The organism is Microbacterium nanhaiense (genome assembly GCF_014646015.1).
Lineage (GTDB): Bacteria > Actinomycetota > Actinomycetes > Actinomycetales > Microbacteriaceae > Microbacterium > Microbacterium nanhaiense.
In genome coordinates this window covers 92,259-115,207 of the sequence record NZ_BMMQ01000007.1, presented here as the reverse complement: position 1 = coordinate 115,207, position 22,949 = coordinate 92,259, and the positions used below count along the sequence as shown (strand labels likewise).

Sequence of the window (22,949 nt, the reverse complement as noted above, 5' to 3'; positions counted from 1 at the left end):
CGATGCCATCGCCCGTCGCCACCATCTCCGCGAGCGGAAACGCCGCGCTGCGGGTATCGAGTGCGCTCGAGGATCGCGAGGCCGGCTGGCGGCTCGTGCACCACCTGGCCCGATTCATCGACGACGCGCAGGTGCCCGGCGTCGAGTGCGTGATCCCCACCTACGACGCCGCCCTCATCGAGATCGACCCCGTCGAGTCCTCGCTCGAGCGCATGCGCTCGTACCTCGAGAGCGTCATCGCCCGGCTGGATTCCGACCGCCCGCTCACCGAGACGCCGCGCCTCTTCGAAGTTCCGGTGCTCTACGACCTCGACGGCGAACTCGACCTCCGCATGGTGGCCGAGGCGCAAGGGCTGAGCACCGCAGACATCGTGCGCCTCCACAGCGAGCCGAGCTACGTCGTGCGGTGCCTCGGTGCGCCCGGTGGCTCCCCCATGCTCGACGGCCCCGCGTTCCCGCTGCCGGTTCCGCGGCTGTCGAGCCCCCGTGCGAGCGTGCCGCAGGGCGTGGTGTCGGTCGCGGGGCGCCAGGCGACGATCACGCCGGCCGCCGCGCCCGGCGGTTGGGCCCTGATCGGCCGCACCCCTCTCGTGGTGCTCGACCTCGACGCCGAGCCCTTCGTGCCGTACGAGCCCGGCGACCTGATCCGGTTCCGGCCCATCGCTCGCGACGAGTACGTCTCGCTGCTCGGCACCAGGATGGTGGCCTCATGAGCGCGGGCTTCCTCACGGTCGTCGAGGCGGGATCGGCGCAGATCACCGACCTCGGCCGCAGCCGCGGGCCGCGATACGGCGTGCCCGTGGGCGGCGCACTCGACCAGCGCTCGGCGAGGATCGCCAACATCCTGGCCGGCAACGACGACCGCGCGCCACTCCTCGAGATCATGGCGTTGGACGCCGAGTTCATCGCCGACAGTGACATCCTGATCGCCCTGGCGGGCACCGCTGCGACCCTCCGCGTCGGCGGCATCGAGCGCCCGAACGAGCAGCCGGTCTCGGTGCGCGCCGGTGAGACGATCGAGGTGCGGCAGATCACGGGCGGCCTGCGCGCGTACCTCGCGGTCGCCGGATCCTTCGACGTGCCGCGGCTGCTCGGCAGCTGCGCACCCGACTCGGTGCTCGGCTTCGGTGGACGGCTCCTCGCGGGTCAGCGGATCCCGCTCACGCGCGCGACGCCGCCGATCCTCAACACCAACTTCGGCGCTGAGCTGTACCGGCTGAACGTCCCCGCGCGCCCGGACACGACCACCGTCGAGGCGACGGACGGCCCCGACATCGCCGACTTCGCGGACACCGCCCGGCGCCTGTACGAGGAACCCTATGTGGTATCGCCGACGAGCAACCACATCGGCCTGCGGATGACGGGGATCCTTCCCGAACGCCGCGTGCAGGGCGAGGTCCTCTCGCGCGGCGTGCCCGTGGGCGCGGTCGAGGTTCCGCCCGGGAACGAGCTTCTCGTCCTGCATCGAGGCCGCGGGGTGACGGCGGGGTATCCCGTGCTCGCCGTTGTCACGACGACCGCGCTCGACGTGCTGGCCCAGGCGCGCCCCGGCCAGACCCTGCGCTTCCGACGCGTGTCGGAAGCGCAGGCAACCGAGCGCGCTCGCGCGGAGCGCGCCGCCCTCGATGCTCTTCGCCTCCGCGTTCGCTCCGTCTTCACGGCGCTGGACGCGCTGCCCACTTCATCCGGAAGGACCCTTTCATGACCTTTTCCGACTACCGAGTCGCCGTCGTCACCGGTGCCACGAGCGGCGTCGGCCGCGGCGCCGTCGACCTGTTCCTCGACAAGGGGCTGACCGTTCACGCGATCGCCCGCGACGAGGAGCGTCTCGCCGCGCTGGCAGAGAAGGGTGCGATCACGCACGCCCTCAACGTGCGCGATACCGCCGCCCTCACCCGGGCGCTCGAGGGGGTGGAGGCGGACATCGTGCTTAACAGCGCGGGCGTCGGTCGCCAGGGCAACATCCTCACCGCGACGGAGGCCGACATCGACGACCTCATCGAGGTCAACCTTGGTGCCGTCATGCACATCCTGCGCCTGCTCTACCCCGGAATGGTCGAGCGCGATCGCGGCCACGTGCTCAACATCTCCTCGATCGCAGGCCACTACAACTTCTTCGGGCACACCGGATACCACGCCACGAAGGCCGCCGTTCACCAGCTCTCGCGCCAGTTGCGCAACGACGCGCTCGGCAAGCGCGTGCGGGTGACCGAGCTCAGCCCGGGGCGGATCGAGACCGAGATCTTCTCGCGCAATGTCGGTCGCACGCCGGAGACCGAGGCGGAGGCGTGGGCCACCTACTTCGAGGGCTACGAATCGCTGACGGTCGACGACGTCGTCGCCGCGATCGAGTACGCCGTCGACGCCCCCTCGCACGTCAACGTCGGGCTCATCGAGCTCATGCCCACCTTCCAGGTGCCCGGAGGGCTCACCTTCGACCGCCGCGACCAGGCCGCACAGTAAGGAACACCATCATGGTTCACGTCACCACCAAGATCGAGCGCGCGGACGCCGCCGATGTCGCGCGACTCGGGGAGTTCACCGCGGCGACCATCCACGAGGCGCAGGGGCGCCGGGGCGCGGTCGCCTCGCGCATCAAGCCCATCGATCCGGAGAGCTCCTTCGTCGGATCCGCCTTCACCGTCGTCTGCGCCCCGCGCGACAATCTCATGCTGCAGGTCGCCATCCACTACGCGCAGCCGGGAGACGTGCTCATCGTCTCCGCCGGAGAGCTCAGCGAGGCCGGCATGTTCGGCGATGTGCTCGGCAACGCGTGCAAGGCCAAGGGCATCGCCGCCCTCGTCACCGACGCCGGCGTGCGCGACACCCGCGAACTGCGCGAGCTGGGCCTGCCCGTGTTCTCCGGCAGCGTCTCGATCAAGGGCACCGTCAAGGAGACCCTCGGGGCGCTCAACCAGCCCATCGTCTTCGGCGGAGAGCTCATCCGCCCCGGCGACATCGTCAAGGGCGATGCCGATGGCATCGTCGTGGTCCGTCGCGAGGAGGCCCGCGAGGTCGCCGAGCTCTCGGCCGCCCGCGACGCCAACGAGGCCGAGCTGATCGAGAAGTACAAGGCCGGCGGCACGACGATCGACCTGTGCAACCTCGTCGATGTGCTCAAGGCCAAGGGCCTGACGACCGACATCGAGGAGGCGGCGTGATGGACACCGCGAGCTCGTCCTTCCGCGCGGCGGAGCGCATCGGCCGCATCAAGCCCTCGCCCAGCACGGCCGCGGCCGCGAGGGTGCGCGAGCTGAAGGCCGAGGGCCGCCGGATCCTCGACCTCACGGTCGGCGAGCCCGACTTCGACACCCCGGATCACATCAAGCGGGCGGCGATCGCCGCGATCGAAGCGGGCGAGACCAAGTACACCCCGGTCAACGGCACGCCCCTGCTGCGCGAGGCGATCCGCGGATCCCTCCTCCGCACCCACGGCATCGAGTACTCCGACGCCGAGATCACCGTAGGCGGCGGCGGAAAGCAGGTCATCTTCCTCGCCCTGATGGCGACGGTCGACGCGGGCGACGAGGTACTCGTTCCCGCCCCGTACTGGGTCTCCTACCCCGACATGGTGCGCGCCAACGAGGGCACCCCGGTCATCGTGCCGACCTCCGTCGAGACGGGGTACAAGCTCACGCCCGCCACGCTCGAGGCGGCCATCACCGAGCGCACCAGCTGGGTGATCCTGAACAGCCCCGGAAACCCGAGCGGCGCCGTGTACACGGCCGAGGAACTCGGTGCGCTCGCCGAGGTGCTCCGTCGACACCCGCGCGTCTCGGTGCTGTCGGACGAGATCTACAGCGAGATCTCCTACACGGGATCCGCCGCGCTCAGCCTCGCGGCCGTCGCCCCCGACCTGCGCCATCGCGTGCTCGTCGTCTCCGGCGTGTCGAAGTCGTACGCGATGACCGGCTGGCGCCTCGGCTACGCCGCGGGCGACCCGGCCCTCGTCCGGGCGATCAACACGCTGCAGTCCCAGACCTCGTCGTGCCCCTCGTCCATCAGCCAGGCCGCCGCTGCGGCGGCACTGAGCGGACCGCAGGACTTCATCGCCGAGACCGTGCCGGTCTACGCCGAGCGCCGCGATGCGGCCGTCGCCGGGATCTCGGCGATCGAAGGCCTCGACCCGCTGGTACCGGACGGCGCCTTCTACCTCTACGTCGATTGCGCGGGGCTCATCGGCCGACGCACCGAGGAGGGAGACACCCTGGCGGACGATCAGGACGTGACCCTGTACCTCCTCGACCGCGCGGGCGTCGCGGTCATCCAGGGATCGGCATACGGTCAGTCGCCGTTCTTCCGGATCTCGTTCGCGACAGATCTCGAGACGATCCGCGCCGCGATCGACGCCATCGCCGACGCCGTCGGGGCGCTGCGATGAGCGACCGCCTGCGCGTCGTCGTCGCGGCCCCGCTCGATCCCGAGCTGGCCGAGCTGATCGTCGAACGGGAACCGCGCATCGATCTCGTCGTCGATCAGGGGCTCCTCCCGCCGATGCGCCACCCCGCCGATTTCGCGGGGGATCCGGCGTTCACGCGCAGCGCGCAGCAGCAGGCCGCCTTCGAGGCGGCCATCGACACGGCCGAGGCGCTCTACGGGATCCCCGATGTCGATCCCGCTGCCCTCGCCCGCGCCGTGCGCGCGAACCCGCGCTTGCGCTGGGTGCACACCATGGCGGCCGGAGGTGGCGGTCAGGTGCGCGCCGCGGGACTGACCGCGGAGGAGCTGAACCGCGTCGCCTTCACGACCTCGGCCGGCGTGCACGGCGACGCGCTCGCCGAGTTCGCGGTCTTCGGGGTGTTGGCGGGCGCGAAGCACCTCCCGCGCCTACTCGAGCAGCAGCGCGATCGGGTGTGGAGCGGTCGGTGGATGATGCCGCAGCTGTCCGATCAGACGGTGCTCGTTCTGGGGCTGGGCGGCATCGGCCGCGCGGTGGCCGCGAAGCTCTCGGCGCTCGGGGTGCGCGTGGTCGGCACCTCCCGCTCGGGAGCGAGCGCACCCGGGGTGTCCCGCACGGTGCACCCGAGCGAGCTGTCCGGGGTGCTCGGCGAGGTCGACGCGGTCGTCACGACGCTGCCCGGAACCGATGCGACCCACCACCTGATCGACACCGGCTTCCTCGCGCGCATGCGTCCCGGGGCGACCGTCGTCAACGTCGGCCGCGGCACGGTGATCGATGAGGCGGCGCTCCTCGGGGCCCTCGACGACGGCACCGTGGGCTTCGCGGCCCTCGACGTGTTCGAGGTCGAACCGCTCCCGGAGAACAGCCCGCTCTGGGCGCACCCGCGGGTGCTCGTGAGCCCGCACACGGCCGCTCTCACGGCGGGCGAGGAACGGCGCATCGCGGAGCTGTTCGCGCGCAATGCGGGCATGCTGCTCGACGGCGCACCGATGGAGAACCTCGTCGACACCGTCGAGTTCTACTGAACGCACGACCCCTCCAGGACACACGATGGGACGCACCATGACACATCCATTCGACCTCACCGGTCGCCGCGCGCTGGTCACCGGATCCAGCCGCGGCATCGGGCTCGCGGTCGCGCGCTCGTTACTCGAGGCGGGCGCGCACGTCATCATTCACGGGCGTGCCGCGGCGGGCGCGGAGGCCACCGCGGCCGCCCTCGCGGAGGAGTTCGGCGATGCTGCGGTGAGCGCCGCCGCCTTCGACGTCACCGATGAGGCCTCCGTGGTCGACGGGATCGACGACATCGAGGCGGTCGATCCGCTCGACATTCTCGTCAACAACGCCGGCGTCCAGCATCGCGAGCCCCTGCTCGACGTGGCGGTGGAGGACTGGGACCGGGTGCTCCGCACGAACCTCACGAGCGCCTTCCTCGTCGGCCGCACCGCTGCGCGGCAGATGATCGCGCGCGGCGATGGCGCGATCGTGAACATCTGCTCGGTGCAGACCGAGCTCGCCCGGCCCACAATCGCCGCGTACACCGCGGCGAAGGGCGGCCTGCGCAATCTCACCCGCGCGATGACCGCGGAATGGGCCGGCCAGGGCGTGCGGGTGAACGGCGTCGCGCCGGGCTACATCCGAACCGAACTGACGCAGGCACTCGTGGATGACGAGGAGTTCAACGCGTGGGTGCTCGGCCGGACGCCGAGCGGGCGCTGGGGCGAGCCCGAGGACATCGGGGGAGCGGTCGTCTGGCTCGCCTCGTCCGCGGCGAGCTTCGTGTCTGGTCAGGTCGTGTTCGTCGACGGCGGAATGACGGCGGTGGTCTGATGACGACTCCTCATGCAATCGTGATTCACGCGGCCGGTGACCTGCGCATCGACCCGATCGCGGAGCCGCGGCCCGCGTCCGACGAGGCCATCATCGACATCGTCTACGGCGGCATCTGCGGTTCCGACCTGCACTACTGGCAGCACGGGGCCGCGGGCGAATCGCTGCTGCGTGCGCCCATGGTGCTCGGCCACGAAATCGTCGGCATCGTCGGTCGTGCGGCGGCCGACGGCAGCGGACCCGCCATGGGGGCGCGCGTTGCGGTTCACCCGGCAACACCAGCCGCGGAGTACGTGCGGCATCCCGCAGACCGCCCCAATATCGGCGGCGGCGGCTATCTGGGATCCGCGGCCCGCTTCCCGCACCGCGACGGCGCATTCGCCCATCGCGTCGCGCTGCCGACGAGAATGCTACGCGCGCTGCCGGATGCGGTGGGCTGGCGCGAGGCGGCGCTCGTCGAGCCCGCCGGCGTCGCATGGCACGCGGTTTCGCGGATCGGAGACGTGACCGGGCGCTCGGCTCTCGTCGTCGGCTGCGGCCCGATCGGGCTGCTCGCGGTCGCCGTCCTCAAGGCCCGTGGCGCGACGCACATCACGGCGGTCGATCTGCACGATCGCCCGCTCGAGGTCGCGCGCGAGCTCGGCGCCGATGCCGTGCTCAAGCAGCCCGGCGATGCGGAGATTCTTGCGATAGATGCGGACGTCGTCGTGGAATCGTCGGGAAGTCATCGCGGGCTCGACACCGCGATCCGCGGCGCCGCTCGGGGCGGGACCGTCGCGATGGTCGGCCTTCTGCCGAGCGGCGCGCAACCCGTGCAGATCTCGTTCGCGATCGCGCGCGAACTGGATCTGCGCGGCTCGTTCCGATTCAACGACGAGATCGACGAGGTGATCCGCGCGCTCGCGGACGGAGATCTGCGCATCGACGCGGCGATCAGCCACGTCCGCTCGTGGGAGGCCGCCGCGGAGGCGTTCGCGCTCGCCGCCGACCCGACCGTGTCGAGCAAGGTGCTGCTGCAGTTCCGGGAAGCGTGACGTGAGGGGGTGAACGGGTGTTCACCCCCTCAACCCGCGAGCGCCTCCCGCACGATTTCGGCGAAGGCCTCCGGCTGGTCGTTCATCACGAAGTGCTGGGCGTTCGTCACCCGGACATCGCGCACGCCGCCGCCCGTGATCTCGTGGAGGGCGGCGTATTCGCGGAGGTCCCCGCGCACGAGAGTCGTCGGCACCGGCATGGTCGAGAGCTGTTCGTGCAGCCGGGCCGCGTGCTCGTCGCCGAGGGCGCGCGCGCACCGCACGAGCGCGACGGGATCCGTCAGCTTCACCTCGGCCCGGCGCCACGGCACCTCGCGCGAGAGCAGCTCCCGCCAGCCGCCGGAGGCGAGCGTGTCCTCCGGCGTGGAGGCGATATCGCCCGGTGCGCTCGGGTAGATATGGATCGCAGGTTCGACGAGCACCGCCCGGTGCACGAGATCCGGATGTCGGTGTGCGAGCGCCACGGTGACGGATCCGCCGAGGCTGTGCCCGACGACGTCGAGGGGGCCGCCGATGCCGTCGATCGCGGCCGCCACGGCGTCGGCGAGTTCCGGGAGGGTGTAGCCGAATCCCGCGGGCGCATCGGAGCGGCCGTGCCCCGGCATGTCGAGGATCACCGCGCGGCGGCCGAGCCTGATGGCCGCGTCCGCCCAGCTCGCGGCCCCGTGGCATCCGAGCCCGTGCAGGAAGAGCACCGGAGCACCCTCGCCGGGTAGCTCGATCCAGCGCAGCCTCGCGTCGCCGCTGAAGGGGATCCCGTCGCTCATGCGCACCTCTCCGTGGTCGTTATCGCCGTGTTCGTGATCAAAGAGTAACCGGTTACTCGAATTTGGCGAAAGCACTTCCGCTCGGATCCCGGCTGGGGTTACGATGAGCGCACGGTTAGCGAGTAACCGGTTACTTACGGTTGGCAATAGCGCCAGAAGACAGGACACGTCAATGAAGACCACCACCACGATCCGCATCGCAGCGGTGTCGTCGGTCGCCCTCGCCGCGACCGCGATCACGGGCTGCGCCGTCAACCCCGCCGGAAGCGGCGGGACCGACGCCGACGGCGAGGTCACGCTCACCGTCATGGCGTGGGCCAACGCCGAGGAGGCCGCGAACTACGAGGCCGCCTTCGACGTCTTCGAAGAGAAGAACCCCGGGGTCACCGTGAACCTCGAGTACTCCGACGTCGGCAGCTACTTCGACAAGCTCAACACCAAGTACGCGGCCGGCAGCCCGCCGGACGTCATGTTCCTCGTGGGTCGGAACCTCGGCGAGTACACGGCGCGCGATGCGCTGCTGAATCTCGACGACTACGCCGAGCAGATCGACTTCGATGCCATGGATCAGAGCCTCCTCGAGGCGAACCGCGTGAACGGCAACACCTATGCGGTCCCGACGGGCGCCGGCGCGGTCGGGATCGCGGTCAACACGGCGATCCTCGACGAGTACGGAATCGCGATGCCCGACGACAAGACGTGGACGTGGGACGACTTCGCCGAGTGGTCGCGCTCGATCACCGAGGCGTCGGGCGGCGAGGTATACGGATCCATGCTGAACATGGGGTGGCCGCCCATCGTGACGACGTTCGCGCGTCAGCAGGGCGAAGACCTCTACACGCAGGACGGTGAACTCGCCGTCTCCGAGAAGACCATGCAGGCGTGGTTCGAGAAGGTCGTCGACTACAACGAGAGCGGCGTGTTCGCGCCGGCGGAGCTGGCCGACGACACCGGCGCGTTCTCCGCGGAGCAGTCGCCGCTCGGCTCGGGCAAGATCGCCGCCACAATGGTCCCCGCGAACCAGCTCTCGTCCTACGATGAGGTGCTGGACGGCAAGGCCGTTCTCGTCCGCCTGCCCGGCGAGACCGAGGGCGAACGGCCCGGCATGTCGGTGACGCCCGTGCTCGTCTGGGCCGCGGCGGCCGGATCCGCGCACCCCGAGGAGGCGGCGTCGCTGATCGACTTCCTCACCAACGACATCGACTCCTACGTGGGCCGCGAGGCGTTCCTCGGTGTGCCCATCAACACCGAGGTCGCGAAGGAGCTCGGTGAGACGCTCGGCTCGGCCGACCAGCAGTTCGTCGAGTACGTCGCCGATCTCAGCGCCGAAGAGAACGACCCGCTCTACCTCGAGCCGGCCGGCGCGAGCGTCGTGTCCGACCTGCTCGCGACCATCACCACCGAGGTCACCTTCGGTCGCACCTCGCCCGAGGACGCCGCGAAGAACTTCATGACACAGGCCGCCGACGCCCTCGCGCAGGCGGGCTGACCTCTCCGTGCGGGCGCTCCGGCGCCCGCACCCCTTCCAGAAAGGAGATGGCGATGAGCGCAGTCGCTCCTGCCATCGAACGGACCGCCGAGGACACAGCGCCCGCCGCGCCCCCGGCCCGCATCCGCACCCGCACACGCCGGCGCCTCGATGACGACGGCCTCGCCGGCTACCTCTTCCTCGTGCCGTGGTTCATCGGCATGCTCTTCACGGTCATCCCGTTCGGCGTCTCGCTCTACCTCGCCTTCACCGACTACAACCTGCTCCAGGTGCCGAACTTCACCGGTTTCGAGAACTTCATCCGGCTGTTCGAGGACCCCAAGATCGTCAAGTCGGCTCAGGTGACTCTCCTCTACACCGTGTTCGCGGTGCCGCTGGGGCTCCTGGCCGCCCTCGGCGTCGCCATGCTGCTGAACCGCGGCGTGCGCGGGCTTCCGATCTACCGCTCGGTGTTCTACCTGCCGTCTTTGATCGGCGGATCCGTCGCCGTGGTGATGCTGTGGCGCGCGATCTTCGGCTACGAGGGCATCGTCAACAAGGCGCTCGCGGTGTTCGGCATCGAGGGGCCGGGCTGGGTGACCGACCCCGACTGGTCGATGGTCACGCTCATCACCCTCAGCATCTGGGGTTTCGGCGGATCCATGGTGATCTTCCTCGCGGGCCTCCGACAGATCCCCCGCAGCTACTACGAAGCCGCGTCGATCGACGGCGCCGGCGCGTGGCGGCAGTTCCGCTCCATCACGGCGCCGCTCCTCAGCCCCGTGGTGTTCTTCAACCTCGTGCTCGGCCTGATCGGCTCGCTGCAGGTCTTCACGCAGGGCTACGTGTTCAGCGGCGGATCCGGCGGCCCCGCCGATTCGACCCTGTTCTACAACCTCTACCTCTACCAGCAGGGATTCCAGCGCTTCGATATGGGCTACGCCTCGGCGATGGCGTGGGTCATGTTCGTCGTCATCGCGGCGTTCACCGCGCTGAACTTCCTCGTCTCCAAGTATTGGGTCTTCTACGATGACTGACACCTCGCTCATTCGCACCGGTCTGCGCGGCGCCGCGCAGAAGCTGCGCCTCGGCGGCTACGAGGAGGAGCTCTCCGGCACGCCGCGCAGCCGCTTCACCCGCCACGTGATCCTCGTCGGCCTCGGCCTCGTCATGCTGTACCCGCTGCTGTGGATGATCTCGGCGTCGTTCAAGCCGAGCACCGACGTCTTCTCCGACACGGGCCTCATCCCCGCGATCTGGCAGGTCGACAACTACTCCTCGGGGTGGACGGCGCTCTCGCAGCCGTTCCACGTGTATCTGTGGAACTCGCTCGTGATCGCCTTCTTCAACGTCGTGGGTAACCTGCTCTCGTGTTCCATGGCGGCGTACGCCTTCGCCCGGCTCCGCTTCCGCGGGCGGAAGGTGTTCTTCACCGCGATGCTCGGCACCATGCTGCTGCCCGGCCAGGTCGTGCTGATCCCGCAGTATGTGATCTTCGCGCAGCTCGGGTGGCTGAACACTTACCTGCCGCTCACGGTGCCCGCCTTCTTCGCGACCAACGCCTTCTTCGTCTTCCTGCTCGTGCAGTTCATGCGCAACCTGCCGATGGAGCTGCAGGACGCGGCGAAGATCGACGGCGCCGGGGCCTTCCGCACCTACTGGAGCGTGATCATGCCGCTCACCGTCCCCGCCATGGCGACGGTGGCGATCTTCACCGCGATCTCCAGCTGGGGCGACTTCTTCGGGCCGCTGCTGTACCTCACGGATCCGAAGCTGTTCACGGTGCCTCTCGCCCTGAAGGAGTTCGTCTCGTCGTCGGGTTCGAGCTCGTGGGGGCCGATGTTCGCCATGTCGGTGGTCTCGCTGCTGCCCGTGGTGGCGTTCTTCTTCATCGGGCAGAAGTATCTCGTCAACGGCATCGCGACGACGGGCATGAAATGACGACCCACATCGTCGTGCTGCTCGGGCAGTCGAACGCCAACGGATCGAACACCGATTTCGAGCCCGACGGCCGCGACGCGCGCGACCCGCGGATCCTCACCTTCCCGGGATCCGGGCCGGACGCCGGCCGGATCGTGCCGGCGCGCGAGCCGCTCGCGCCGATCGGCGCGCACCCGCCGGGCGGCATGGGCCCGGCGGGGCCCTTCGCCTCGCACCTCGCGGAGACGCTGCCGGACGAGGACCGGATCCTCATCGTGCCGATCACGATGGGCGGCACCGGCATGCGCGGCCACGGCAGCTATGCCGGCGTGTGGCTGCCGGGGTTCGAGAAGGAGGGCGCCCCGAACCTCTTCGACGCAGCGATCGCGCAGATCTCCGCCGTGCTCGACGCCGCCGACGATCCGCGCGTCGGGGTGATCGGCGACCCGCGGATCGCCGCCGTGCTGTGGCACCAGGGTGAGAGCGACGGCGGGCGCGAGGAGGCCGACTACGCGGCGGATCTCGACCTCGTCGTCACGGAGCTGCGGCGGCGGATCCCGGAGGCGGCGGATGCGCCGTTCATCGCGGGTCAGCTCCCGCGTGACCGCCTGCGCGCCTTCCCGGACCACCAGGGCGTGTGCGACGCGCTGCGCCGGCTGCCCGAGCGGATCCCGAACACGGGCTTCGCCGACGCGCCGCCGCTCGGGCACGTCAATGACGGATCCACCCACCTCACGGCGGAGGGGCAACGGCTGCTCGGCGCGAACTACTTCGCGGCCTACCGGGAACTGGTGGGCTGACGGGGGCCCAGGGGGCGGACGCGCAACGAGCGCGCCCGCCCCCTGGGCGTTCAGGCGAGCAGCCCGAGCCCCCGCAGACCGTCCGCAACCAGCTCCGCGACGACGCGGGCGCCCGTGTGGGAGAAGTGCGTGTCGTCGCGCTCGCCGTCGGGGTAGTACGGGTAGGCGCCCGGCTCGACCCACATGAACAACTCGCGGGTTGCGTCCTCGCCGAGCTCCTGCCAGCGGGCCGCGGAGGAGCGCGCGAGGTCGATCAGCGCGACGCCCTCCTCCCGTGCGAGCGTGCGCACCGCCTGCGGGTATCCGCCGTGCGAGGGGCGCAGGCGCCCGCCCTCGAAGGAGCGCCGCTCCACGGGCGTGAGCAGCACGGGCGTCGCGCCGCGCGAGCGCGCGGCCACGATGAAGCGTCGCAGGTTCGCGGGGTGGGCCGTGAACGGATCCGCAAAGCGGTGATCGGGCTTCGGATCGTTGTGCCCGAAGCCGATCGCGAGGATGTCGCCGGCGCGGAGATCCGCGAGCGCGAGGTCCCACCAGCCCTCGTCGATGAAGCTCCTCGTGCTCGCGCCGGAGATCGCGCGGTTGATCGTCTCGAGGCCGGTGACCTCGCTCAGGTGCTCCGCCCAGCCCGCGCGCGGCGCGCGCTCGGGCGGGTAGGGGCTCGCGGTCGAGTCCGAGATGACGATCACGCGCGGCTCGCCCGCGGGCTCCGGCACCGCCAGCCAGGCGGCCGGATCCGGGGCCGCGTCGAGCTGCGGGCCCGCGCCGTGGGCGCCGGGTCCGGTGTTCTCGAACTCCGCGAGGCGGGCGTCCTCCCACGCGAAGCCGCCCATCTCGGTCCACGGATCCGGGGAGATGTGCTCGCCGAGCTCGCAGCGGGCGAAGATCGCCTGCCCGATCGCGTCGGGCTTGCCACCCGGGTGCCAGGGGCGGCCGAGGTGCACGGATCCCGCCTCCAGTCCCTCGCTCGTCAGCCGCACGCCCCAGAACAGGAAACCGCGCTCGTTCTCGATCGCCGTCGACGGCGCCGCGACGTAGCCCGGGCCGACGCTGCGGATCTCGCCGCCCTCGATGAGGGCGGTCGCGCGGCCGTAGACGAAGTCGACGTCGCCCGTGATGAGGCAGTCGCGCAGGTGCACGCGGCGCACGGCCGCGAAGCTCGGCGCATCGAGCAGCACCGTGTCCTGCTGGCCCAGGAGGCGGCAGCCGTCGACGAGGATCCGGTCGCCGAGGGTGCGCAGGGCGAGCGCCTGCTGGTCGGGGAGGCCGGGATCGATCCGCTTGTCGAAGGTGTTCTCGACCGTGATGCCGCGGAGCGTCACGTCGTCCGCGGCGATCGTGAGCGTCGCGCACGCCTGCACGAAGGGCATCCCCGTGCGGTCGCGGTCGCCCTGGCGCAGGCCGAAGGAGATGACGACGTCGGCCGGGTCGCCGCTCGCCGAGCGGATCAGGAGGGGCGCGCTGCGCGGGGCGACGACGACGTGTTCGACGTAGGTGCCCGGATGGAGGACGATCTCGGTCGCCGACTCGTCTTCGAGCGCGAGGGAGAGGGAGGGCAGGAGGTCGGCGTCGTTACCGACCTCGACGACGTGGGGCATGGATGCTCCTCATAAGTAATCGGTTTCTTCCATCTATGATGATGCCTGAAGACCGCTCCCGGAAGCGACGTCGACGGCGGGCCTCGCGGCGCGTTCCACCGGGGCATGATGCAATCGATGTCGTCGGGGTGCACGAGAGGAAGCCGCATGGGGAACAAGCGCATTCGCAAGAACCCCGTGCGTCCCATGCGCATCTCCGATATCGCCCGACTCGCGGGCGTCTCGAACGCGACCGTCTCGCGCGTGATCAACGGCTTCTCGACCGTCAACGAAGACATTGCCCAGCGCGTGCGCGACATCATCAAAGAGGTGGGCTACGTGCCCAGTCAGACGGCGCGCTCGCTGTCGCTGGGCGCGAGCCAGACGATCGGCGTTGTCGTCCCGGACCTGTCGAACCCGATGTACCACGAGGTGCTCCGCGGGGTGCACCGCGCGGCCGCCGCCGATGGCTACCGCGTGCTCGTGGCGGACACGCTCGAGGATCCGCAGGGCGAGGCGGCGGTCGCGCTCGACATCCGGCATCGCACCGACGCGCTCGTGCTCATCGCGCCGCGCATGACCCGGCCCGAGCTGCTCGCGCTGCTGATGCGCGTGCACCCGGCCGCCGTGATCAACCGCACGACGGGCGAGAACGCCGTCGTCGCCCGCGTCGACTACGAGGCGGGGATCCAGACGCTGGCGGAGCACCTGCGCACCCTCGGGCACTCCCGCATCGCGTTCCTCTCGGGCCCCGAGCAATCGCGCTCGAACCAGGACCGACAGCGCGGGCTCGAGCAGTACCGGGCGTCGCACCCCGACGTCGAGATCGTCGAGATCCCGACGGGCAGCGGCTTCGATGACGGGCATCGCTCGTGGGAGGCCGTCCGCGACGCGGGCGCGAGCGCCGTCATGGCGTTCAACGACCTCGTCGCGCTCGGCCTGATCGGGCGCCTCGCGGAGGAGGGGATCCGCGTCCCCGAGGACATCTCGGTCGCCGGCTTCGACAACATTCCGTTCGCCCAGTACTCGAGCCCCGCGCTGACCACGATGGCGGTGGATCTCGGCGAGGTCGGGGCCAGCGCGTGGCGCGACCTCCGGCAGGAGATCGAGGGGGCCGAACGCCGCGAGCCGTCGGTCTTTGCGCCGGTGCTTCGGGTGCGGGCGAGCACGGGCCCGTACTCGGCACGTGTCGAACTCTGACGGCCCGAGTTCGGTGATTGGGCCTCCGAGCATTACCTTGGAGGCATGCACAACCCCACTCCCACCGAGGTTCTCGACGTCGTCGGCCGTCTCGAGGCCGAGCAGGAGATCCCGGACGCGATGCGCGCCGACGTGCGCCTCCTCGGTCGCTTGCTCGGCCATGTCCTGGTCGAGAGCGGCTCCGAAGGGCTGTTCGAGGACGTCGAGCGCCTGCGCGCCGCGACCATCGAGGCGTACACGAGCCCGAATTCGGACGCGTTCGATCGTGCCGTGCAGATCGTCGAGTCGTTCGACCTGAAGCGCGCGGACGAGGTCGCGCGCGCGTTCACCGTGTATTTCCACCTCGTGAACCTCGCCGAGGAGCGTCAGCGCGTTCGCGCCCTGCGCGCCCGCGACGGCGTCTCGACGCGCGACTCGCGCGGGACGGTTGCCGGCGCCTACGCCGCCCTCGTCGATGAGATCGGGCCGGATGCGGCGAAGGAGCGCCTCGACGGCCTCGTCTTCCACCCCGTCTTCACCGCGCACCCGACTGAGGCGCGCCGCCGCGCGATCTCGACGAGCATCCGCCGGCTGACGACCCTCGTCGACGAGCTCGCTGCGGGCCCGCGCGGCGGTGCCGCCGAGCGCCGGACGCAGCGCCACATGCTCGAAGAGATCGACGCCCTCTGGCGCACCTCGCCGATCCGTCGCGACAAGCCGACGCCGGTCGATGAGGTGCGCAACATCATGGCGGTCTTCGATGACACGCTCTTCACCTCGGTGCCCGAGGTCTATCGCAACATCGATGATGCCTTGCAGCGCCGCTCCGCGGGCCTGGCCGAGCCGGTCGTGAAGCCCTTCGTGCGCGTGGGAACGTGGGTCGGCGGTGATCGCGACGGCAACCCGTTCGTGACCGCGAAGGTCAGCCGAAAGGCCGCCGGAATCGCGAGCGAGCACGTGCTGAGTCGCCTCGAGGGCGCCGCCGTCGAGGTCGGCCGCGGGCTGACCCTCGGCCGCGAGTCGACGCCGCCGAGCGCCGCGCTCCAGCAGCTGTGGACGCGCCTGCGCAGCGATGACGAGGACGCGGCGGCCGAGGTCGAGAAGCGGTCCCCGAACGAGCTGCACCGCGCGGTCGTCCTCATGCTCGCGCGGAAGATCCAGGCGACCCGCACCCGCAACGCCGACCTGGCCTACCGTGCCCCCGAGGAGCTGCTCGCCGATCTGCGGGTCGTGCAGAGCTCGCTCGTCGAGGCGGGTGCCGTCCGCCACGCGTACGGCGCCCTGCAGGACTTCATCTGGCAGGTGCAGACCTTCGGCTTCCACCTCGCTGAGCTCGAGGTGCGCCAGCACTCCGCCGTGCACCGCAAGGTCCTCGCCGAGCTCGACGCCGGTGAGCCGCAGAGCGAACAGACCGTCGAGGTGCTCGACGTGTTCCGCTCGATCGCCCACGTGCAGGAGCGCTTCGGCGCGCGGGCCGCGGGCCGCTACATCGTGTCGTTCACGCAGTCGGCGGAGGACCTCGCGAACGTGCACCGCCTCGCGCGCTACGCCGTGGGTGAGGACGGCACGCCGCCCGTGCTCGACGTGATCCCGCTCTTCGAGACCTTCGACGACCTGCAGGCGGCCCCCGGGATCCTCGCGGAGATCGTCGAGCACCCGGCCTTCGCCGCGCGTCTCGACGAGACCGGTCGCAAGCTCGAGGTCATGCTCGGCTACTCGGACTCGTCTAAGGACGTCGGCCCGGTCGCGGCGACGCTCGCCCTGTACGAGGCTCAGGCCAAGATCGCGCAGTGGGCGCAGGAGCAGCACATCGAGCTGACGCTGTTCCACGGCCGCGGCGGTGCCCTCGGCCGCGGCGGCGGGCCCGCCAACAGCGCGATCCTTGCCCAGCCGCCGCACTCGGTCGACGGCCGCTTCAAGCTCACGGAGCAGGGCGAGGTCATTTTCGCCCGCTACGGCGACCCCGACATCGCGCAGCGCCACATCGACCAGGTGGCCGCGGCGATCCTGACGGCATCGGCGCCCTCGAACGAGGAGACGAACCGCGGTGCGGCGGAGCGCTTCGCCGACATCGCGGCGCGCATGGAGGCCACCTCGCGCGCCCGTTTCTTCGAACTCGTTAAGGCCGATGGCTTCGCGCCCTGGTTCGCGACCGTGACGCCCATGGAAGAGGTCGGCCTGCTCGCCCTCGGCTCCCGCCCCGCGCGCCGCGGCCTCTCGGTCGAGTCTCTCGAGGATCTCCGGGCCATCCCGTGGGTGTTCGCGTGGACGCAGGCCCGCATCAACCTCGCCGGGTGGTACGGCCTCGGCACGGCTCTGGCGGAGATCGGCGATCTCGATCAGCTGCAGAAGGCCTACGCCGAGTGGCCGCTGTTCCGCACCATGATCGACAACGTCGGCATGAGCCTCGCGAAGACCGACGACCGGATCGCCCGCGAGTATCTCGCGCTCGGCGACCGCGACGACCTCGCCCGCCTCGTGACCGATGAGCTCGCGCTGACGCGCGAGTGGGTCGTGAAGATCGTGGGCGGCGACGGGCTGCTGTCGAACAAGCCGGTGCTGCAGCGCGCGGTCAAGCTGCGCAGCCCCTACGTCGACGCGCTCTCGCTCCTGCAGCTGCGCGCCCTGCGCACGCTCCGCGACAACCCGAAGGACACCCCGGTCGACCCGGACGTGCAGCGGCTTCTCCTGCTCGCCGTCTCCGGCGTCGCGGCTGGCCTGCAGAACACGGGCTGATCCGGATCCGGCGCAGAACGCCCGTCTCCTCGTGGAGACGGGCGTTCTGCGTTGTCGTCGGGCGCGGCCGCCGTCAGGCGCCGCGGAGCTTCTTGGTCAATGCCGTGAGCTGTTCGAGCTCGTCGTTGGAGAGCACCGACATGCGCTCGGCGATGTGGCGCCCGTGCTCGATGGCGACCTCGCGGAAGGCGCGCGCGCCCTTCTCCGTTGCCGTGACGAGCGATCCGCGGCCGTCGTTCGGATCCGGACACTTCGTGACGAGGCCGCGCGCGACCATCCGGTCGACGAGCCGCGAGACGCTCGGCTGGCTGATGAGCAGGTTGCTGGTGATGTCGCGCAAGCGGGTGGTGTGGTCGGGGGCGCGGGTCACGGTGAGCAGCACGTCGTATTCGCCCTGATGCAGGGGGCCGCGGGCGAAGTCGCCCGCGAAGCGCTCGAAGATCTCGTGCTGCGCGCGGAAGAGACTTTCCCAGGCCTCAACGGCAAGACGACGATCAGACATACATTCGAGTGTATGCGTATACCGTCGCGAGAATGCAGAAGAGCCCGGTCGGAGTGTGCCCCGACCGGGCTCTTGTCCCTTGCACCAAGAGGTCCTGCAATCACATGCCGGTGACCGCCACAGCAAAACGATCACCGTGGTCATGACTCTATAACGACGAGGTAACGGGGTGCAAGCCGGTTTCGTTATATTTCTGTTATTCATCGGGAACGCATAAAGAGGGCTCGGATTCGCGAGCCTGCGTGCCCGGGCAGGGGCCGGGCGTGCGCCAATCTCGGAGAAATGACGAAAGTCGGAAGGATCCGCCCAGAGTCCCCGAGATGCGTGATTTTTCCGAGTCTCGTGAGGGGCAACGCGCCCGCGCGGGGCGTATTCGCCCCGTCGCCTCAGCTCACGGGGATGGTGGACTCACGTACGAAGAGCTGTACGGGGGTGTGGATGACGCCGCTCTCGGCCGCGTTGTCATCGAATGCGCGGAAGAGATGCTGCGCGGCGGCGCGGCCGAGCGATTCGAAATCTGCCCCCACGGTGGTAAGGCGGGGCTGGGCGTTGTCCGCCAGGACGACCCAGTTATCGAATCCGATGACCGACACCTCGCGAGGGACGTCGCGCCCCAGGTCGCGAGCTGCATCGAGGACGCCACGCGCGATCTGATCCGATCCGCAGAACACCGCATCGATATCCGGATGGCGGTCGAAGAGCAGTCGCGCCGCCGCGCGGCCCCAGTGCTCCGACCACTCGCCGAGCATCGGGGGTGCGACGAACGACAGGCCCGCATCCTGCAGCTCGAGTTCCGCGCCCAGAACGCGATCGCGCGCGGCCGCATACGACGGATCTCCACCGATGTGCGCGACCCGGCGACGGCCGCAGGTGAGAAGGTGCCGGATCGCGGCTCTGCCGCCCTCGACGTTGTCCGGGGTGAGCGAGAGATCCCGGGGGTCGTCCGACGGAGCGTACGCGTACACCACGGGTGCGGGTATCGCCTGGCCCAGGCTGGGGCGCGGATCGGTGCGATCGCCCACGACGATGATCCCGTCCACTCGGCGGCTCAGTAGCGCCCGAAGATGGTGCTGCTCGCGGACGGCGTCGCCCCGCGCATCGCACAAGAAGACGTCGATCCGCCCGGCCCCAAAGGCATCTTCCGCACCCATGAGGATCGGCAGAACGAACCGTCCGTCGAGGTCGCTCGTCAACAGCCCCACGGTGCTCGTGCGCCCCGCGGTGAGCCCGCGTGCGACGGCGTTGGGAGTGAATCCGAGTTCCTCTGCGGCTGCCAGTACCCGGGTTCGCGTTGCTGCCGCGACGTCGGAGCGTCCGTTGAGTGCCTTTGACGCCGTCGCCGCTGACACGCGCGCACGAGCCGCCACGTCGTTGAGGGTCGCTGCGCGAGACGAGTCGTCGGAAGTCATGACTACAGATTCTCGCAGACTCGAAACCCCTTCGTGCGCGAACGAGGAGATCCCCTTGACTGCGCCGGAATAATCCCGGTACATTGACCGAAAGCCATTTCGAAGATTTCGAATGGTCCGAGCACAGCTGCGAAACGGGTGCTCGCTCAACGAGGAGCAAGAGGAGCAGACACATGATCAGGAAGACCCAGCGCTCGTTCGCGATGCGCATCGTCACCCTTACGGCGACGGGCGCGCTCGCCGCCGGCCTTGCGGGGTGCGCCGGCGGATCCGGCGACCAGACCGCCGCAGAAGATATTCCCGTCGAGGGGGTGGATGACGGGACGACCCTGACGCTGTGGACGCGCGCGCCGATCGAGGCTCAGGCAAAACTCCTCGTCGACGCCTACAACGAAAGCCACGAAAACCAGGTGGAGCTCACCGTTGTACCGAACGACGATTACGTCGCGAAGGTGGGTGCCGCTGCTGGTTCGGGCGGGCTGCCCGATCTCTTCGCTGCAGACGTTGTCTACGTTCCAAACTGGGCCGATCAGGGGCTGTTCCAGGATCTCGCTCCGCTGATCGATCAGCTCGACTACGCCGACGACATCAACCAGGGGCATCTTCAGGCCGGAGCGATCGACGGAGCGGAGTATGCCCTGCCATTCGTGCTCGATCTGTCGGTCATGATGTGGAACAAGGATCTCGTCGAGCAGGCCGGCTTCGACCCCGAAAAGGCTCCCGAAACGATCGCCGAATTCGCCGAGATCGCCCGAGCAGTTGATGGGCTTGACCTGGAGGGGGTCTCGGGAACTGCGACGGGGCTCAACTGCGGTGGATGCCTGTTGTTCACCTGGTTCCCGTCGATCTGGGCTTCCGGCGAGGAGGTCCTGAGCCCCGACGGTACAGAGTCGCTCCTGGACGGCGAGGCGGCGCAGGAGATCTACAGCACATGGAGAGGGCTGGCCGAAGACGGGATCCTCGCCCCGGGATCCGAGGACGAAACCGGCGCGACGTGGGTCGCCGGGTTCCAAGAGGGCAAGGTCGGGATCATGCCGTATCCGGCAACGCTCCTCCCCTCGCTCTCCTTCGACGCCGGCGTTGCCGGGCTTCCGGGCACCGACGGTGGTGCCTCGACGTTCGTCGGTGGAGACAGCATCGGCATTTCGAAGGATTCGGAGAATTCCGAACAGGCATGGAACTTCCTCGCCTGGATGATGTCGGAGGAGACGCAGGTCGACGTCCTCGCGGCCGGCGGCAACGTCGTCTCCCGCGGGGATCTCGCCGACAACACTCACGCGGCTTCCGATCCGCGCCTCGTCACGATCAACGAGGTGGCTGCTCAGGGTGGAACGCCCGTATCGAGGAACTTCCAGCAGGCGTTCAACGCCGCAGGCAGCCCGTGGTTGACGCTGGTTCGCAATGAGGTCCTGGGCGAGGGCGGCAGTCTCGAGGAGGACAACGCTGCTCTGACCGACATCCTGTCCCAGTGATGCCAGAGGCCGGGGCGATCCAAGCCCCGGCCTCGCTCAAGGAGGCTCTCCATGACCACCCATGCACCGACCGCACCGAGGCGCGGCCGCACCCGCGCACAGCGCGATCACGCCCTTCTGGGATGGCTGTATGCCGCGCCCACCGCCCTGTTCGTCGGGGTGCTCTTCGTCATCCCGCTCGCGCTCGTGATCGTGATGTCGCTCGCCGACTGGCCCCTGCTCGCCGGGTTCCGCGGATGGAACATCCCCGAGAACTTCATCGCGGCCGTCGACCACCGGCTGTTCTGGGACGCGATCCGCTTCACGATCGTCTATACGGTTGTGGCAACCGTGCTCCTCATCGCACTCGGTCTCGGCCTCGCCCTGCTCGTGCAGGAGTCGTCGCGGTGGCGGTCGTTCCTGCGGACGGCGTTCCTCGTCCCGAGCGCCCTCGGCCTTGCATCGGCATCGCTCCTGTTTTACGTGCTGTACTCCCCGATCGCGGGGCCATTCTCCGCCTGGATGGAATCGGCCGGATTCACCATCCTGGGCACACCGGGCGGCGCGCTCTGGGCGACCGTCTTCCTCATCGTTTGGCGCTTCACGGGCTTCTACATGCTGTTGATGCTCGTTGGGCTTCAGGCGATTCCGGGCGAGGTCTACGAAGCGGCACGCATCGACGGCGCGTCGAAGGTGCAGACGTTCCTGCACGTGACGATGCCCCTCATGCGACCGACGTTCGCGCTCACAATCGTGATGTGCGTGACGGGCTCGCTGCTCGCATTCGAGCAGTTCTACATCCTCACCAAGGGCGGCCCGGACAACAGCACGATGACGGTCGTGCAGCTGATGTACTCGATGGCGTTCCAGGGGCAGAACCACCTGGGCGTCGCGGGCGCGCTCTCGGTGATCGTCCTGATCGCCCTTGTCGTGATCAACGTCTTCCAGCTGCGGATCCTCCGCGGCGGAGAGGAGAGCTGACATGGTGACGCTCGCTCCCACTCAGACCGAAGCACTCCTGACCGGCGGCCGACGAGCCCCGCGGCGCACCGGCGGCTGGGGCGCTCTCCTGCGCCGCGCGCCGTTCGGAATCGTCTCCGCGGCACTGGCGGCAGTGTTCCTCTATCCGCTCGTTTGGGCGGTGGTGACGTCGTTCGCTCCCCGCGCAGGCACGAGCCAGACGGATGGCTGGGGGCTCGGCAACTATGCGACTCTCGCGGAGTTCCAGGCCGGGATCTGGGTATACCTCGGGAACTCTCTCGTGGTCTCGGGCCTCACCGTCATCCTCACGCTCGTCATCTCGTTCCTTGGCGGTTACGCGTTCGCGCGCTTCACCTTCCCGGGCAAGACCGCGCTCTTCCTCACGACGCTCGCGATCCTGATGGTGCCCTACGCCACGCTGCTGATCCCGCTCTACGTGATCCTGAACGCGCTCGGCCTCGGCAACACGACGATCGGCGTCGCGCTGGTGTTGACGATGTTTCAGTTGCCGTTCTCGACGTTCATGATGCGGATATCCTTCGAGTCGATTCCGCGCGAACTCGACGAGGCGGCACTCGTTGACGGCTGCAACAGCTTCACAGCACTCTGGCGGGTGCTGCTACCCGCGACGAAACCTGGCCTCATCACGGTCGGTCTCTTCGCCTTCCTCACCGCCTGGAACGACTTCATCGCTCCGCTGATCCTGATCAGCGACACGAACCGCATGACCCTCCCGCTCGCTGTCGCGAACCTGCGCGGCCAGACGATGGGAGTCATCGACTATGGGGCCACACTCGCGGGAGTTTCCGTGCTCGCGCTGCCCTGTGTGCTTCTTTTCCTCGTTCTTCAGCGCCACTACGTGCAGGGCTTCATGTCCGGCGCATTCAAAGGATGAC

At 69.3% G+C, this 22,949-nt stretch carries 21 protein-coding genes; 17 read left to right on the top strand and 4 right to left on the bottom strand.

The window, feature by feature from the left end:
- Positions 1-2: 2 nt before the first annotated feature.
- From IEX05_RS11635 to IEX05_RS11600, 8 genes are read left to right on the top strand one after another with little or no spacing between them, the layout of a single operon-like run.
- Positions 3-713, top strand: a complete 711-nt coding sequence (locus tag IEX05_RS11635) for a 5-oxoprolinase subunit B family protein (RefSeq protein ID WP_188702048.1) — start codon at positions 3-5, stop codon at positions 711-713.
- Positions 710-1,705, top strand: a complete 996-nt coding sequence (locus IEX05_RS11630) for a 5-oxoprolinase subunit C family protein (RefSeq protein WP_188702047.1) — start codon at positions 710-712, stop codon at positions 1,703-1,705. Before IEX05_RS11635 ends, IEX05_RS11630 begins: the two co-directional genes overlap by 4 nt.
- Entirely contained in the window at positions 1,702-2,463 is a 762-nt protein-coding gene (locus tag IEX05_RS11625; RefSeq protein ID WP_188702045.1) for an SDR family oxidoreductase, read from the top strand. Before IEX05_RS11630 ends, IEX05_RS11625 begins: the two co-directional genes overlap by 4 nt.
- Positions 2,464-2,474: 11 nt before the next feature.
- Positions 2,475-3,161: a 4-carboxy-4-hydroxy-2-oxoadipate aldolase/oxaloacetate decarboxylase gene (locus tag IEX05_RS11620; protein ID WP_188702044.1), complete on the top strand. Its 687-nt coding sequence runs from the start codon at positions 2,475-2,477 to the stop codon at positions 3,159-3,161.
- Positions 3,161-4,381: an aspartate transaminase gene (locus IEX05_RS11615; protein ID WP_188702043.1), complete on the top strand. Its 1,221-nt coding sequence runs from the start codon at positions 3,161-3,163 to the stop codon at positions 4,379-4,381. Before IEX05_RS11620 ends, IEX05_RS11615 begins: the two co-directional genes overlap by 1 nt.
- Positions 4,378-5,427, top strand: coding sequence for a D-2-hydroxyacid dehydrogenase (locus IEX05_RS11610; protein ID WP_188702042.1), 1,050 nt, complete (start codon positions 4,378-4,380; stop codon positions 5,425-5,427). Before IEX05_RS11615 ends, IEX05_RS11610 begins: the two co-directional genes overlap by 4 nt.
- A 37-nt stretch (positions 5,428-5,464) precedes the next feature.
- A complete protein-coding gene (locus IEX05_RS11605; RefSeq protein WP_188702041.1) occupies positions 5,465-6,232 on the top strand; it encodes a glucose 1-dehydrogenase in 768 nt (255 codons plus the stop codon).
- Entirely contained in the window at positions 6,232-7,266 is a 1,035-nt protein-coding gene (locus tag IEX05_RS11600; RefSeq protein ID WP_188702040.1) for a zinc-binding dehydrogenase, read from the top strand. Before IEX05_RS11605 ends, IEX05_RS11600 begins: the two co-directional genes overlap by 1 nt.
- A gap of 29 nt (positions 7,267-7,295) precedes the next feature.
- On the opposite strand, the gene IEX05_RS11595 is transcribed toward IEX05_RS11600, so the two are convergent.
- Positions 7,296-8,033 (bottom strand): alpha/beta fold hydrolase, encoded by a 738-nt coding sequence (locus IEX05_RS11595; protein WP_188702039.1) that lies wholly within the window; start codon positions 8,031-8,033, stop codon positions 7,296-7,298.
- A 172-nt stretch (positions 8,034-8,205) separates the two neighbouring features.
- Here IEX05_RS11595 and IEX05_RS11590 point away from each other — a divergent pair, with 172 nt between their 5' ends.
- Genes IEX05_RS11590 through IEX05_RS11575 form a run of 4 tightly spaced genes read left to right on the top strand, consistent with a single transcriptional unit; the run spans position 8,206 to position 12,221 of the window.
- Positions 8,206-9,522, top strand: coding sequence for an ABC transporter substrate-binding protein (locus IEX05_RS11590; protein WP_188702037.1), 1,317 nt, complete (start codon positions 8,206-8,208; stop codon positions 9,520-9,522).
- A 53-nt stretch (positions 9,523-9,575) separates the two neighbouring features.
- Positions 9,576-10,538, top strand: coding sequence for a carbohydrate ABC transporter permease (locus IEX05_RS11585; protein ID WP_188702029.1), 963 nt, complete (start codon positions 9,576-9,578; stop codon positions 10,536-10,538).
- Entirely contained in the window at positions 10,531-11,442 is a 912-nt protein-coding gene (locus IEX05_RS11580; protein WP_188702028.1) for a carbohydrate ABC transporter permease, read from the top strand. The genes IEX05_RS11585 and IEX05_RS11580 overlap by 8 nt, the downstream gene beginning before the upstream one ends.
- Positions 11,439-12,221, top strand: coding sequence for a sialate O-acetylesterase (locus IEX05_RS11575; RefSeq protein WP_188702026.1), 783 nt, complete (start codon positions 11,439-11,441; stop codon positions 12,219-12,221). The genes IEX05_RS11580 and IEX05_RS11575 overlap by 4 nt, the downstream gene beginning before the upstream one ends.
- Before the next feature lie 50 nt (positions 12,222-12,271).
- On the opposite strand, the gene IEX05_RS11570 is transcribed toward IEX05_RS11575, so the two are convergent.
- Positions 12,272-13,816, bottom strand: coding sequence for a pectinesterase family protein (locus tag IEX05_RS11570; protein WP_188702023.1), 1,545 nt, complete (start codon positions 13,814-13,816; stop codon positions 12,272-12,274).
- Between the two features lie 147 nt (positions 13,817-13,963).
- Here IEX05_RS11570 and IEX05_RS11565 point away from each other — a divergent pair, with 147 nt between their 5' ends.
- Together IEX05_RS11565 and IEX05_RS11560 are read left to right on the top strand one after the other, a co-directional pair.
- Positions 13,964-14,995 carry a LacI family DNA-binding transcriptional regulator gene (locus IEX05_RS11565; protein WP_188702022.1) on the top strand — a complete coding sequence of 344 codons (1,032 nt, stop codon included), beginning with the start codon at positions 13,964-13,966 and terminating at the stop codon, positions 14,993-14,995.
- A gap of 45 nt (positions 14,996-15,040) precedes the next feature.
- Complete coding sequence (locus IEX05_RS11560; protein WP_188702020.1) at positions 15,041-17,710, top strand: phosphoenolpyruvate carboxylase; 2,670 nt, start codon at positions 15,041-15,043, stop codon at positions 17,708-17,710.
- 73 nt (positions 17,711-17,783) lie between these two features.
- On the opposite strand, the gene IEX05_RS11555 is transcribed toward IEX05_RS11560, so the two are convergent.
- Both IEX05_RS11555 and IEX05_RS11550 read right to left on the bottom strand, forming a co-directional pair.
- Positions 17,784-18,212: a MarR family winged helix-turn-helix transcriptional regulator gene (locus IEX05_RS11555; protein ID WP_188702018.1), complete on the bottom strand. Its 429-nt coding sequence runs from the start codon at positions 18,210-18,212 to the stop codon at positions 17,784-17,786.
- A gap of 386 nt (positions 18,213-18,598) precedes the next feature.
- The gene (locus IEX05_RS11550; protein ID WP_188702016.1) at positions 18,599-19,621 is read right to left on the bottom strand and encodes a LacI family DNA-binding transcriptional regulator; all 1,023 of its coding nucleotides are present in this window, start codon (positions 19,619-19,621) and stop codon (positions 18,599-18,601) included.
- A gap of 173 nt (positions 19,622-19,794) precedes the next feature.
- Here IEX05_RS11550 and IEX05_RS11545 point away from each other — a divergent pair, with 173 nt between their 5' ends.
- From IEX05_RS11545 to IEX05_RS11535, 3 genes are read left to right on the top strand one after another with little or no spacing between them, the layout of a single operon-like run.
- Entirely contained in the window at positions 19,795-21,093 is a 1,299-nt protein-coding gene (locus IEX05_RS11545; protein ID WP_229661281.1) for an ABC transporter substrate-binding protein, read from the top strand.
- A 51-nt stretch (positions 21,094-21,144) separates the two neighbouring features.
- Positions 21,145-22,053, top strand: a complete 909-nt coding sequence (locus IEX05_RS11540; protein ID WP_188702013.1) for a carbohydrate ABC transporter permease — start codon at positions 21,145-21,147, stop codon at positions 22,051-22,053.
- Position 22,054: 1 nt separating this feature from the next.
- Complete coding sequence (locus IEX05_RS11535; RefSeq protein ID WP_188702012.1) at positions 22,055-22,948, top strand: carbohydrate ABC transporter permease; 894 nt, start codon at positions 22,055-22,057, stop codon at positions 22,946-22,948.
- Position 22,949: the final 1 nt, after the last annotated feature.

Bases quoted from the DNA above. Each gene is read 5' to 3' on its own strand.
- IEX05_RS11620 (WP_188702044.1), top strand. From the start codon at position 2,475: ATGGTTCACGTCACCACCAAGATCGAGCGCGCGGACGCCGCCGATGTC.
- IEX05_RS11600 (WP_188702040.1), top strand. From the start codon at position 6,232: ATGACGACTCCTCATGCAATCGTGATTCACGCGGCCGGTGACCTGCGC.
- IEX05_RS11580 (WP_188702028.1), top strand. From the start codon at position 10,531: ATGACTGACACCTCGCTCATTCGCACCGGTCTGCGCGGCGCCGCGCAG.
- IEX05_RS11630 (WP_188702047.1), top strand. From the start codon at position 710: ATGAGCGCGGGCTTCCTCACGGTCGTCGAGGCGGGATCGGCGCAGATC.
- IEX05_RS11590 (WP_188702037.1), top strand. From the start codon at position 8,206: ATGAAGACCACCACCACGATCCGCATCGCAGCGGTGTCGTCGGTCGCC.
- IEX05_RS11610 (WP_188702042.1), top strand. From the start codon at position 4,378: ATGAGCGACCGCCTGCGCGTCGTCGTCGCGGCCCCGCTCGATCCCGAG.
- IEX05_RS11560 (WP_188702020.1), top strand. From the start codon at position 15,041: ATGCACAACCCCACTCCCACCGAGGTTCTCGACGTCGTCGGCCGTCTC.
- IEX05_RS11625 (WP_188702045.1), top strand. From the start codon at position 1,702: ATGACCTTTTCCGACTACCGAGTCGCCGTCGTCACCGGTGCCACGAGC.
- IEX05_RS11545 (WP_229661281.1), top strand. From the start codon at position 19,795: ATGATCAGGAAGACCCAGCGCTCGTTCGCGATGCGCATCGTCACCCTT.
- IEX05_RS11540 (WP_188702013.1), top strand. From the start codon at position 21,145: ATGACCACCCATGCACCGACCGCACCGAGGCGCGGCCGCACCCGCGCA.
- IEX05_RS11595 (WP_188702039.1), bottom strand. From the start codon at position 8,033: ATGAGCGACGGGATCCCCTTCAGCGGCGACGCGAGGCTGCGCTGGATC.
- IEX05_RS11535 (WP_188702012.1), top strand. From the start codon at position 22,055: ATGGTGACGCTCGCTCCCACTCAGACCGAAGCACTCCTGACCGGCGGC.
- IEX05_RS11575 (WP_188702026.1), top strand. From the start codon at position 11,439: ATGACGACCCACATCGTCGTGCTGCTCGGGCAGTCGAACGCCAACGGA.
- IEX05_RS11565 (WP_188702022.1), top strand. From the start codon at position 13,964: ATGGGGAACAAGCGCATTCGCAAGAACCCCGTGCGTCCCATGCGCATC.
- IEX05_RS11635 (WP_188702048.1), top strand. From the start codon at position 3: ATGCCATCGCCCGTCGCCACCATCTCCGCGAGCGGAAACGCCGCGCTG.
- IEX05_RS11570 (WP_188702023.1), bottom strand. From the start codon at position 13,816: ATGCCCCACGTCGTCGAGGTCGGTAACGACGCCGACCTCCTGCCCTCC.
- IEX05_RS11555 (WP_188702018.1), bottom strand. From the start codon at position 18,212: ATGTCTGATCGTCGTCTTGCCGTTGAGGCCTGGGAAAGTCTCTTCCGC.
- IEX05_RS11615 (WP_188702043.1), top strand. From the start codon at position 3,161: ATGGACACCGCGAGCTCGTCCTTCCGCGCGGCGGAGCGCATCGGCCGC.
- IEX05_RS11585 (WP_188702029.1), top strand. From the start codon at position 9,576: ATGAGCGCAGTCGCTCCTGCCATCGAACGGACCGCCGAGGACACAGCG.
- IEX05_RS11550 (WP_188702016.1), bottom strand. From the start codon at position 19,621: ATGACTTCCGACGACTCGTCTCGCGCAGCGACCCTCAACGACGTGGCG.
- IEX05_RS11605 (WP_188702041.1), top strand. From the start codon at position 5,465: ATGACACATCCATTCGACCTCACCGGTCGCCGCGCGCTGGTCACCGGA.